The organism is Micromonospora sp. C95 (assembly GCF_018070465.1).
Lineage (GTDB): Bacteria > Actinomycetota > Actinomycetes > Mycobacteriales > Micromonosporaceae > Micromonospora.
The window spans coordinates 130,435-142,238 of sequence record NZ_JAGPXT010000010.1; the positions used below are offsets into that span (position 1 = coordinate 130,435).

The following is an 11,804-nucleotide window of genomic DNA, read 5'->3' on the forward strand; positions in this document are numbered from 1 at the left end:
CTGATCGGACCCGTCCCACCGGCACGGCTCACCGCAGGCGGTACGCCTGGATGATCCGTTGGGTGACGGTGTTGCCGTCGGTGTCGCGGGCGGTGGCCCGCAGCGACACGTGGCCGGCACCGCGCGGGTGCTGCACGGTGGCCTGCCAGCCGTTTCCGGCCTTGCGCAGCTTGGCGCGCTGCCAGCGCTTTCCGCCGTCGTAGGAGACCTCGACGGTCAACGACGCCGTCTTCGCCGCCGGTACACCGGGTTGACGCTGGACCGCCACCGGGATCACGTAGGCCCGGCCGGCCGGCGCCGCGTTCCGCTCGTCGAGTCGCGGCGCGAAACGGATCGCGGAGGCGGGCAGCCGGACCGGGTCGTCGCCCCGGACGTGCCGGGACCGGAAGGTCCAGGTGACGGCGACCTCGGTGCTCAGGTCGGAGACGCTGCGCTTTGCCGACGTCTCCAGCCGATACCTGGCGAGCCCGGCGGGCACCTCGAACTGGCCCCAGCCATAGTCCGAGGTCTCCCCGACCAGTTTGCCGTTGCGGTAGAGGGCGACACGCGAGGCGTCCGTGAGCGAACCACCCACGTGCCCTGCGGTGTCGCCGTGCAGCGGCACGGACAGGCTGATCAGATCGCCCTGCCTGGTCAGGCCCTCGTCCGGCCAGCGTGGCACCGGGAACGACGGTCCGTGGGGCGCACCGTTCCAGACGTCCCGGTAGGTCCGTCCGCCCCGGTACGCCGTCGGGTCCGAATACAGCGCGGCCACCGATTCGAGCCAGGGTGAGTCGTCGCTGCGGGTGCCGAAGAACAGCTCGGTGCTCCAGCGCACGTCCCTGGTGCTGTAGTACTCGACCCGCTGGCCCGGCACCGCGGCCGGCAGCGCGAGGGCCCAGCCGCCCAGGTCGGGCTCGAACACCGCGAAGGACATCCGCTCGGCGAGCGTGCCGGGGTAGCCGTCCCGGAACGTCTGCTTGACGGTGGCCAGGTCACTGCTGCGGTAGTTCCGGGTCAACCCGGCAGGCATCCGGCCCGGGACCATCTCGGCCAGCGCGTAGAGGTACGGACTGCTGGCCGCCTCCAGGTCGGCGAACTGGCTGCTGAACGTGGCGAAGAAGTGGTCCGCCGCAGTCCGCCCGCCGACCTGTCCGCTGAAGAGCCCACCGAAGTCGTCGGCGACCGCGCCGAACCCGGCCGACCCGTCGTCGAGCAGGAAGGTCGCGTCCACGGCGACAAGCGCTGGCGTCGCCGACCGGTCCGGCACGGTCATCCGCACCGGCCCCGCCGTGCGCGCGTCAACGACGATCTCGGCGTCCGACCGCACCATCAGTTCCGGCCGGCTCATCAGCGTCAGGCTCTCGCTGTCCGCGTCCAGCAAGAAGCTGGCCAGCCCGTACCGTCCCTTCGGCACGCGCACCTCGGCGGTGCCGTCCGGGTCGTACGCGAGAATGTCGACGAACTCGTCCAACCCGAGCAGGAAGGTCGCGTAGTCGTCCGGCACGGTACCCTCGCGGCTCAGGTGGCTCAGGGTCAGCGTGTAACTCTCCACCTCCTTGTGGACCGCCACCGGGGTGACCGCCACCAGGTCGCCGGAGCGGGCGACCACCCGGCCGGTGTAGTGGCCGTCCGGGCTGTCGAGGCTCGTGTCGACCGTGACCGTGGCGGACGCGGTACCACCCGCCGGCACCTCGACCTGCTCCGTGCCGAGCGTGAACACGCCAGCCGGGGCGGTCTCCCCGTCCGGGCCGGTCGCCTCGATGCCGAGGTCCAGGGTGAGCGGGGCGGTGCCGGTGTTGCGCCAGGTCACCTCGCGCTGGATGGGTTCGTCGTCGTCGTGCGGCCAGAGCGTCCGGCCGAACGAGACGCTCGCCGGCTCGCTGACCACCGACTGGTCGATGGCACGCGCCACGTCGACCCGGCCGGCACCCTGCTGGTACGCGGTCAGCTCCGGATGTGGCCGGGCCGAGGCCATCAGGGTGGCCTTGAGCAGCTGCGCCGTCGCGTCGGTGTGCTGCTGGGCGAGCAGCGCCGCCGCACCGGCGACGTGTGGTGCGGACATCGACGTGCCGGAGAGCGAGACGTACTGGTCGCCGACCGGTTCACCGAGCTGCGTGCCCTGCCCCCGGGCGGCCACGATGTCCACTCCCGGGGCGGTGATGTCCGGCTTGAGGGCGTCGTCACCGACCCGCGGGCCCTGGCTGGAGAAGTAGGCGAGCTGGTCGTCCCGGTCGACCGCACCGACGGCGAGCGCGGCGTCGGCGCTGGCCGGCGAGCCGACCGTCCCGGCCCGTCCGGCGTTACCGGCGGAGATCACGAAGAGGGCACCCGTCTGCTCGGTGAGGGTGTTCACCGCCTCTTCCAGCGGATCGACCTCCGGGGTGTCCGCCCCGCCCAGGCTGAGGTTCACCACGTCCGCCTCGACCTCGGTGGCGGCCCACTGCATGCCGGCCAGGATGGCCGACTCGGTGCACCCGAACTCCTCGCAGACCTTGCCGGAGAGGAGGGTGGCGTCGGGTGCCACCCCCCGGTTGCGGCCCTCCGAGGCGGCACCGCTGCCCGCGATGATCGAGGCGACGTGGGTGCCGTGCCCCACGATGTCGCCCGCGTTCGTCTCCTCGGTGAAGTTCCGCGACTCGGCGACCCGGCCGGTGAGGTCGGGATGCGCGGCGTCGACACCGGTGTCCAGCACCGCCACGCGTACCCCCTGACCGGTGAAGCCGGCCTGGTGGGCAGCGGGCGCCCCGATCTGCGGCACGCTGTGTTCCAACGTCAACTGCCGTCGACCGTCGAGCCAGATCCGCTCGACACCCCCCGCCGCGTCGAACCGGGCGCCACCGTTGCCGGCGACCGTCGCCCAGAGCTGGCTCGCTCGCTGCTTGTCCGCGGTGGCCGCGACCCCACCGATGGCCGCCAGGTCGCGGGTGACGGTCACCCCGTCGGGTGCGCCGGTGCGCCGGGCGGTCGACCCGTAGGTCATGAGCAGCGGCAGGTCGTCGCGGTGCGCGTCGTCGTAGCCGGCGGCGATCAAACCGGCCACGTCGAAGAGCCGGCGGTCGACCCGTCCGTCGCGGACCAGCGGCAGGGCGTCCTGCGGCAGCACCCAGAAGTGGTCGCCCTGCCGCTGGGTGAGAAAGCGGATGCCGTCGCGGCCATCGGCCGGGCGTACGCTCGCCCCGGTCGCGGTGACCGTGACCTGGTCACCGGTGACCAGGGTGACGGTGGCTGAGGTGCGGGCGTTGTCGGGTCGGCCGGTCGGGACGGGGGTCGGTGAGGCCGCTGTCGGCGCCGCCGGTGCGGCCGTGGCCGCCGCCGGTACGCCGAGCACCAGACCCAGCACGAGTCCGGTGGCGGTCAGTTTGCTTCTTCGTCGCAACTGAATCCTCCTCTGGAGCGTCTATATCGATGTACGACACATCGACTCTCATCAGAGTTGCATACTGAGTATGCAAAAGGGAGTCAAGAATTCGACGAAGTCGAGTCCTCGCCGCGGCGGTGCCAGGCATGATCGGACGGATGACGTCCATGAAGGAACGCATGCTCGCCGGCGAGCCCTACCTCGCCGACGACCCGGAACTGATCGCCGATCACGTCCGTGCCCTGCGCCTGATGGATCGGATCAACGGTGGGGGCGTCGACGACCAGGAGGCACGTCGGACGGCGCTGCACGAACTGCTCGGCGAGATCGGCGAGGAGACCGGCATCCGGCCTCCGTTCTACTGCGACTACGGCTACCACATCCGGATCGGGCCGCGCAGTTTCGTCAACTACCACGCGGTCTTCCTCGACGTCGCACCGATCACCATCGGCGCCGACGTGCAGATCGGCCCGAACGTGCAACTGCTCACCCCCACCCATCCGGTGGAGCCGGCACCGCGCCGGGCGAAGTGGGAGGCGGCCCGACCCATCACCATCGGTGACAACGCCTGGCTCGGCGGTGGAGCGATAGTCCTCGCCGGAGTGACCGTCGGTGAGAACACCGTCGTCGGCGCGGGTGCCGTGGTAACCCGGGACCTGCCCGCAAACGTCGTCGCGGTCGGTAACCCGGCTCGGCCGGTACGCCAGCTCGACTGACCCCCAATCAGCCTTCTAGCTGCGCAAACATCTCCACGGCGAGTGGCAACCAGCGCACCACATCGGGCACTGTAGGTGACAGGAATGTCACCGGGAGGCCCTCATGGGAGGTCGGATCCTCGAACTTCGCGTACACGGAGTGTCCAACACCCCGCCCGCCGAGACCCTGGGTCTGACCGGTGAACCCGGGGGCGAGCCGCCCCAGCCACGGCTCGTCGCCGGCGGCCCGGTCACCGGCTTCTACCGCTTGCCGACCGCCGCGCCGCTCGACCCGATCGTCGTCGAGGCGTACAGCTGGGGGCAGTTGACCTCCGGCGCGCGGACCGCCCGTGACGTGGAGCGGGCCCTGTGGACGCTGCTGCTGCCCTTCACCCTGGCCAATGTGGCGTTGCATGCCCGGCCGGGGATACCGGCGGACCCCACCACCGAACGACTGGCCAGCCGCTCCGGCGTGACGGCCTGGCTGATCAGGCTCTTCTGCCTGAGCCTGACCGCCACCCCGGTGCTCGCGATGACCGGCGTCGGCGTCGATCTCATCGGCTGGCAGTGCGTGGACGAGGTCTGCCTGAGCCGGGTTCCCGGCCCGTGGGAGTTCCTCGCCGGCGCCTGGTGGCAGCAGGGCGGCCGGGCCCTGGCCGTCGGCCTGACCGTGCCACTCGCCATGATCGGAGTCCTCGGCCTGGTCACCTGGCGCACCTACCAGTACGAGGCGGTGATGCCGGCCGACCCCACCACGAATCCCGTGGGACGCCGTACCCCGCCGCCGGCCGACGCCGACGTGCCGGTCGGTCAGCCGACACCGGAGCCACCGCCCCTACCCGAACCACCCCCCGGAACCCCGACCAACCCTCTTCAGGATCCGACGTTCTGGTGCGGCGAGGGACAACTACGCCGAACCGCCGTGCTGCACCTGTGCACCGGCACCGTGGTGGCGGCGGCGGTCCCGCTCGGCACGGTCACGGTGCTCGACCCGCCGCAGGGTGCTCGGGCGGTGGTCACCTGGGCAGCCGCGGCCGCCTTCACCGCCGTCCTGACAGTCACGCTGGTGGCCATCGGCCGACCCTTCCTGACCCAGCGCGAGGGTGCCAGCCCGCTCGGCCGATGGAGCATCGCGGTCATCATCCTCACCGGACTCGGCGTGGCCGGCACCTTCGCGGTGCTGCTGCTAACCGACGCCGCCACGGGCAGCGCACTTGCCGAACTACGTCCACCCGCCGGCTGCGACCAGGACCCCACCCAGCCCGGATGCCGGACCGATCGATCGCTGCCCGGCTTCGACCGGGTCGTCGCCTGGCTGGGCACCGGTCAGCTGCTACTGCTCATCGCGATCGGCGCGACCGCCCGCTCCGGCCGACGCGGCGGAGCCACGCCGGCCGCCGCCGCGCTGCTGATCGCCCTCGGCGCCGCCTGGTGCCACGGCTGGCTACCCGCCGCACCACCGAGTCCGGTGGCGCTATGGCAGTTCGCCCTGCCACTGCTCGCCCTCGCCGGGATCGGCCTGCTGCTACCCCGGACCCGCCCAACCACTGTCAAACAACCGCTCGAACCGCACACCGACCTGGCCTGGCGTGGTCAGGCACCCGCCGTCATCGCCGGCTTCGGCTGGCTGCTCTGCCTCGCGTACAGCAACGGGGTGCTCTACTGGTTCACCAACCGGCTCAACGGCGGGGACACGCCCGGCGGCCGGTCCCTGGTGTTCCTGCCGACCCCGGTGACCTGGGCCGGCCTGACCTTCGCCGCCACATTGCTGATGCTCGCCCTGGTCGCCATCCGCGCCGCGGTGCTCTTTCACCAGCTACGCCGCCGGGAGTACGCCCAACTGAGCGCCCGTGGCGGCCGACTGTCCGCGCACGACCTGCGGCGCGCCCGGGACGTCAGCACCCACCAGGCGCTGCACCGCCTGGTCGGCGAACACGCGCTGCGGCTGACCGGCTGGTACGCCGCTGCGATGGCCGTCCTCGCCGTGCTGGGTTGCGCGGCAGTTCTCGCCCGCCCCCTCCCCCTCAACGGGACGGACGGACCGACCGTCGTGATCAAGGCGGTCGCGAACGTCGGCGACGCACTGCTCGGCTGGCTGCCGGTGGCGGTGGCCGCCGTCGGCCTGCTCGTCTACCGCAAGAACACCATCCGCCGCTCCGTCGGCGTGGTCTGGGACGTGGGAACCTTCTGGCCGCGCGCCGCCCACCCCCTGGCACCACCGAGCTACGCCGAACGGGCGGTGCCCGAACTGCTCACCCGCACCGCCGGTCTGATCGCACTGGCCGAGCACGATCCGCGCCGGGTGGACGGGATCATCCTCTCGGGGCACAGCCAGGGCACGGTGATCTGCACCGCCGTCATCCTCCAGATGCCGAACCGTTGGCGGCGCCGGATCTGGTTCTTCTCCTACGGCTGCCAGCTGACCCGCCTCTACGGCCGGATCTTCCCCGCCTACTTCGGACCCGATCGCCTACCCGTACTGGCCGAGGTACTGACCCGCCCCGGCGGCGGCACCCGGTGGACGAACTTCTGGCGGGACACCGATCCGCTCGGTTGGTCGGTCACCGCGGGGGAACGGGACATCGCGGTGACCGACCCGGAAGCGCTGCATCCGAGCGACGGCGAGGTTGCCGATCCACCGATCCGCAGCCACAGCGGCTATCCGGAGGCCGCCGAGTTCCAACGGGAGAGATCCCGGGTGGCGTGGCTGCTGCGGCGGGCGGTCCCGTCACCCCGCCGGGGGCTCGGCTAGGCGTACCACCAGATCGGCGCGGTCGGCGGTGCCGGCCACCAGTGCCGCGTTCGCCTCGTCGCTGCCCAGCGCCCAGGCCCGGGCATCCTGCTCCGACCTGCCGTGCGCCATGTGCCGGGCGATCAGCCGACGACGCCGCAGGTCGGCGTCGAGGTCCAGGAACCACGCCTCGTGCAGCAGGGCGCGGACCTCGTCCCAGGGCCAGTTCGGAATCAACAGATAGTTACCCTCGGTGACCACCAGCCGGACCTCCGGCGGCACCTCGACCGCACCGGCGATCGGCTCCTCCAGATCCCGGCGGAACTGCGGCGCCCAGACCGACGTCGGCTCCTTGCGGCGCAGCCGACGCAGCAGCGAGACGTAACCGTTGGCGTCGAAGGTGTCGACCGAGCCCTTCCGCAGCTCCCGGCCGAGCCGACGCAACTCGCTCTGGGCGAGGTGGAAGCCGTCCATCGGCACCAGCCGGGCGGCCGGGCCGACCGCCTCGACCACCTGCTCGGCCAGCGTGGACTTGCCGGCCCCGGGTGCGCCGGTGATGCCGAGCAGTTGCCGCGGCCCGGCATCGGCCAGCCCTCGGGCCCGCTCCAGCAGCGCCTCGACCGACAGCACCTGTGCGACGGTCATCAGGACAGGACCGGCCGGCTGATCGTGAACCGGGCCCGGACGGCCGCGTGCACGCCCTGCGGCTGCGGGTCGAGTTCCAGCTCCGGCGGGCCACCGGACTCCACGCCGCCGGCGTCGAACGCCATCCGGGCCATCATCGGCTGGGCGGTGCCACCCTCGTCGGACAGCTCGACCAGGTCGGTCACCTGGGCACCGAGCGCCTCGGCGTACTCACGGGCCCGCTGCAACGCGTCGCTGATCGCGGTGTGCCGGGCCTGCCGGTACGCCGGGCTGTCCGGGCGCAGCGACCACCACGGGCCGGCCACCTCGACCTGGTCCTGGTCGGCCAGACGCAACATCAGCTCGCCCAGAGCGGTGAAGTCGGTGACCGTCACCGTGGTCACCACCGAACCGTGCCAGGCCACCACCCGCTCACCGGAGCGGCGGGTCTCGGGGCGCACCCGCAGCTCGCCGGTCTCGCGTCGGTCGATCGTCGGGCCGTACGAGTCGAGCAGCACCCGGATCGCCGCGGCCCGCTCGGCCAGCCGGGTCAACGTCGGCTCCCGCTCCCGGTCCCGGGCCAGCGCGGTCACGGTGAACCGGGCGAGTTCCGGCGCGACCTCACGGTACGCCTCGCCGCGTACGGTCACGACTGGTCCGTCCACCATGCCCTCACCCTACTGGCGGGCTCTTCGCCGCGCCCACCGATGAGCCGGGCTTCAGACCTGCGGACGTTGAGCGACGTAGGAGACGGTGCCGGCACCGACCCGGCACCCGCTGAGGTGGCCACCGGCCGCCCCGACGCCGTACAGCCAGGCCACCTCGGCCGCCGCCGCGCCCACCGGGAACGACATGACCTGCTCGTCGTGCGGGCGACCGGTCAACTCGGCGCGGGCGGCACCGGCCTCGGCGTACCGGGCGGTGAGGGCGTCGACGTCGTCGGAGCGCAGCGCGGCGGCCAACTCGTCGAGGAACGCGGTGACCTGGCTCAACGCGGCCAGCACCTGATCGCGGTTGCCGCGCAGCATGTTGCCGGTGCGATGGGCCGGGGTGCCGGCGACCCGGGTGCCGTCCCGGAAACTCCCGGCGGCCAGCGCCAGGACCGCGTCCCGCCAGGGCGACCGCTGCGCCGCACCGGCCAGCGCCCCGGCGAGCAGGTGCGGCACGTGCGAGGCGAGCGCCACCACGGCGTCGTGCCGGTCCGCGGCCATCGGCACCACCCGGGCGGCGAAGACGTCGGTGACCAGGGTGACGAGGCGGCGGAACGCGGCCAGCCCATCCGGTGCGGGGCAGAGCACCCAGGCGGCGCCGGTGAACAACTCCGGCAGCGCCGCCGCGAGCCCGGCCCGGTCGGTGCCCGCCATCGGGTGCCCGGGTACGAACCGACTGGTCAGCCCCTGTTCCGTGGCGAATGCCGCCAACTCGGCCTTGGTGCTGCCCACGTCGGTGAGCAGGCAGTCCTCGGTGGTGGCGGCGGCGACCTCGACCAGGGTCGCGGGGAGCGTGGGCAGCGGTCCGCCGAGGAACACCACGTCCCGTCCGGCGACGGCGTCGGCCAGCCGCTCCGCCATCGGTATGCCGGCCCGCCGGGCCTGCCCGCGGGTGTGCTCGTCCGGATCCCAGCCGGTCACGTCGGCTCCGGCGGCGTGCAGTCGGAGGAGCACCGATCCACCGATCAGGCCGGTGCCGACCACCGCCGCCCGCAGCCGTGCGTCAGCCCTGAGCACCATCCGCGTACCTCGGCGTTCCGTGTCGTCACGGAGCCGGCCGGCCCCGCGGCGTGCCTGCCCGTCCCGCGCGGAACCGCCACGGCGTCCGCGGGCACGCCCTGCGTCCGCGCCGAGGATAACGCCGGCCGGGTCGACGGTCGGACCGCGCCGCCCGGCGGTCAGGCACGTACGGCGTATGCCTTGTCCCGGAAGCGACCGAACGCGCCGGTCGGATCCGCACCGTCGAAGTACTGCCACGGCCACTCGGTGACCTGGTCTCCGATGACGTCGAACTGCCCGCCGGCCGAGATCAGGTTCCCCGAGAAGGCGAACCCCGTGGCGAACAGGTTGTGCACCGCCGCCCGGCCGGGCCGCCGCGCGTACGACGGATGCCGCACGGACTGGTCGGCGGCGGCGTTCAGCTCGTCGATCACCTCGTCGGCGCCGATGTGGTCGGCGTCCTCACCGGGCGGAAGGTCCAGCCACATCTCCAGGTGCGCGTGTCTGCGCGGCACGCGCCCCGCCCCGCGCCTCGCCGGCCCAGAACACCGCGTGCGCGCCCCGCACCAGCAACGGCAGGGTGGACCGGGGTTCCGCGTCGACCCATTCGCCGATCCAGTCCTGCACGCCGCTCACGCCGGCCAGCACGGAGACGTGGAAGGCGTCGGAATCGGCAAGATCGTAAGGCCGGCCGAACCGGACCGGAAGGGGGTTGTCCGGCAAAGATCCACGTCGTACGGTCCCTGCGCCGCCCGCAGCCAGGCGGGCACGGAACGGGGAGGAACGGTCATGGCCGCGACGTACCGGGCACTCGCCTCGGTGGTCATGTTGATCGGGTTCTACGTGGTCGCGCTGCTTCAGTTGGCGGCCGTCGCCGCCCTCGGCGTATGGCTGTACGGCCACACGAACGGACTGGTCACCGGGAAGCTGCTGCTGCCGCTGATCGTCGCGCTGGGTGCGGTGGCGGTCGGGCTCTGGCGGGCGATCCGGACGAAGAACGAACCGGCACCGGGTCTGGTGCTCGACGAGCGGGAGGCACCGCAGCTGTGGGCCACCGTCCGGGAGCTTGCCGACGCGGTCGGTACCCGGGCGCCGGACGAGATCCGGCTGGTGCCCGAGGTGAACGCGGCGGTCGGCGAGCAGAGCCGGCTGCTCGGGCTGATCGGCGGGCGACGCACCCTCTACGTGGGTCTGCCGCTGCTCCAGGCGATGCGGGTCGACCAACTCCGCTCGGTGCTGGCGCACGAGCTGGGTCACTACTCCGGTAAGCACACCCGGCTCGGCGGCGTCGCCTACCGGGGACGGCTGGCGATCGAGGGCACCATCGAGCGGATCAAGCCCCGCAACCCGATCGGCCTGATCTTCAAGGGATACGCGAAGCTGTACCTGATGGTCGACAACGCCGCGTCGCGGCGGCAGGAACTGGAGGCCGACCGGGCCTCCGTCCAACTCGCCGGCCACGAGGCGGCCACGTCCGCGCTGCGCAGCCTGCCGGCGCTCGACGCGGCCTGGAACTTCTTCACCGACCGCTACGTGGACTCGGGCTGGCAGGCCGGCCTCGCCCCGGACGACCTGTTCGGCGGCTTCGGACAACTGCTGACGGCTCGTCGGGAGCAGATCGACGCGCTCCAGCAGGATGTGCCGGACCGCGAGCCGTCCCGGTGGGACACCCACCCACCGATCGGCATCCGGATCGAGGCGATGGCACAGCTGCCGGCCGGTGCGGCCTGCATCGACGACCGTCCGGCACACGTGCTGGTCACCGACGTCCCGGCCGCCGGCCGCCGGCTGCAGAGCCTCGTCGTGGACCTCGGCAACCGTCAGGTGCTGCCCTGGCCGGAGTTCACCCACGCGGCGATCGCCGCCGGGATGCAACGTCAGGCGGACGGCATCTACCGGGCGGCCGGCCGGTTCACCGGCAGCCCGGAGCCGGGCCTGACGACCGTGCTCGACCTGGTCCGGGCGGGCCGGCTCGGCGAGTTCGCCGAGCAGTTCTTCAGCGGCGCCACCCGGCGGGAGGCAGCGGCGCGCTTCGCCGGACCGATGGAGATGCTGCTCGACAACGCGGCCGTCCGCGCCCAGCGGGCCCGTTGGCAGCTGTCCTGGGGTGGCCCGGCCCAGTTCGTCGGCACCGACGGTGAACCGTTGGACCTCGCCGAGATCGCCAAGCTGGCGGTATCGGCGGAAACCCTCGACGAGGCCCTGGTCCGGCTGGCCGAGTTGGGCATCGACCCCTCCGCCGCCACCGTGGTGCAGGGCCGGGCCACCGCCGACAACGCCGGCGTCATCGGTGCCATCGGCAACATGAAGGTCGACGGTGTGCCGCACGACCTGCTGATCCTCGACCGTGGTCTGATCCTCGTCGGGGGCCCGGGCAAGGCCGGTGACGGCGAGAAGCGGCTCAAGAACCTGCTCGAATCGACGCCGGTGGCGACGTTGGCCACCCGACACCAGTTCCTGCCGTACGAGGAGCTGGTGTCGGTGAACGTGACCAGGGAGATTCCGCTGAAGGCCGAGCTGACGCTGCACGGTGGCCGGACGGTGGCCCTGCAGGAGTTGTACGGCAGCGAGTTGCTGGAGCGGCACAGCCGGGACAACCTGCTGCGGGTGTTCGAGCGGATCAACGAGGACTGAACCGACGAGGCGAGGCGAGGTCGCGCCCGGCAGGTGTCGGGCGCGACCTCGAAAGCTGTCGGCAAAAGCGG

The 11,804-nt window shown here is 72.4% G+C and carries 8 protein-coding genes; 3 read left to right on the forward strand and 5 right to left on the reverse strand.

Annotated elements, in window-relative coordinates; translation table 11 throughout:
- Positions 1 to 28: 28 nt before the first annotated feature.
- Positions 29 to 3,358, reverse strand: coding sequence for a S8 family serine peptidase (locus KBX00_RS14760; protein WP_210827195.1), 3,330 nt, complete (start codon positions 3,356 to 3,358; stop codon positions 29 to 31).
- 140 nt (positions 3,359 to 3,498) lie between these two features.
- On the opposite strand from KBX00_RS14760, the gene KBX00_RS14765 reads away from it, so the two are divergent.
- Positions 3,499 to 4,056 carry a sugar O-acetyltransferase gene (locus tag KBX00_RS14765; RefSeq protein WP_210827197.1) on the forward strand — a complete coding sequence of 186 codons (558 nt, stop codon included), beginning with the start codon at positions 3,499 to 3,501 and terminating at the stop codon, positions 4,054 to 4,056.
- Between the two features lie 103 nt (positions 4,057 to 4,159).
- Positions 4,160 to 6,787, forward strand: coding sequence for a hypothetical protein (locus KBX00_RS14770; RefSeq protein WP_210827199.1), 2,628 nt, complete (start codon positions 4,160 to 4,162; stop codon positions 6,785 to 6,787).
- On the opposite strand, the gene KBX00_RS14775 is transcribed toward KBX00_RS14770, so the two are convergent.
- The 4 genes from KBX00_RS14775 to KBX00_RS14790 all read right to left on the reverse strand — a co-directional run bounded on the left by KBX00_RS14775 (position 6,764) and on the right by KBX00_RS14790 (position 9,614).
- Positions 6,764 to 7,411, reverse strand: coding sequence for a nucleoside/nucleotide kinase family protein (locus KBX00_RS14775; RefSeq protein WP_210827202.1), 648 nt, complete (start codon positions 7,409 to 7,411; stop codon positions 6,764 to 6,766). The two genes, KBX00_RS14770 and KBX00_RS14775, sit on opposite strands and share 24 nt — an antisense overlap.
- Positions 7,411 to 8,058: an SIMPL domain-containing protein gene (locus tag KBX00_RS14780; protein ID WP_210827204.1), complete on the reverse strand. Its 648-nt coding sequence runs from the start codon at positions 8,056 to 8,058 to the stop codon at positions 7,411 to 7,413. The genes KBX00_RS14775 and KBX00_RS14780 overlap by 1 nt, the downstream gene beginning before the upstream one ends.
- Before the next feature lie 51 nt (positions 8,059 to 8,109).
- Complete coding sequence (locus tag KBX00_RS14785) at positions 8,110 to 9,120, reverse strand: prephenate dehydrogenase/arogenate dehydrogenase family protein (RefSeq protein WP_210827211.1); 1,011 nt, start codon at positions 9,118 to 9,120, stop codon at positions 8,110 to 8,112.
- A 158-nt stretch (positions 9,121 to 9,278) separates the two neighbouring features.
- Positions 9,279 to 9,614 carry a hypothetical protein gene (locus KBX00_RS14790; RefSeq protein ID WP_210827213.1) on the reverse strand — a complete coding sequence of 112 codons (336 nt, stop codon included), beginning with the start codon at positions 9,612 to 9,614 and terminating at the stop codon, positions 9,279 to 9,281.
- 274 nt (positions 9,615 to 9,888) lie between these two features.
- Here KBX00_RS14790 and KBX00_RS14795 point away from each other — a divergent pair, with 274 nt between their 5' ends.
- The gene (locus KBX00_RS14795; protein ID WP_210827215.1) at positions 9,889 to 11,733 is read left to right on the forward strand and encodes a M48 family metallopeptidase; all 1,845 of its coding nucleotides are present in this window, start codon (positions 9,889 to 9,891) and stop codon (positions 11,731 to 11,733) included.
- Positions 11,734 to 11,804: the final 71 nt, after the last annotated feature.

Bases quoted from the DNA above. Each gene is read 5' to 3' on its own strand.
- KBX00_RS14765 (WP_210827197.1), top strand. From the start codon at position 3,499: ATGACGTCCATGAAGGAACGCATGCTCGCCGGCGAGCCCTACCTCGCC.
- KBX00_RS14770 (WP_210827199.1), top strand. From the start codon at position 4,160: ATGGGAGGTCGGATCCTCGAACTTCGCGTACACGGAGTGTCCAACACC.
- KBX00_RS14775 (WP_210827202.1), bottom strand. From the start codon at position 7,411: ATGACCGTCGCACAGGTGCTGTCGGTCGAGGCGCTGCTGGAGCGGGCC.
- KBX00_RS14780 (WP_210827204.1), bottom strand. From the start codon at position 8,058: ATGGTGGACGGACCAGTCGTGACCGTACGCGGCGAGGCGTACCGTGAG.
- KBX00_RS14785 (WP_210827211.1), bottom strand. From the start codon at position 9,120: ATGGTGCTCAGGGCTGACGCACGGCTGCGGGCGGCGGTGGTCGGCACC.
- KBX00_RS14795 (WP_210827215.1), top strand. From the start codon at position 9,889: ATGGCCGCGACGTACCGGGCACTCGCCTCGGTGGTCATGTTGATCGGG.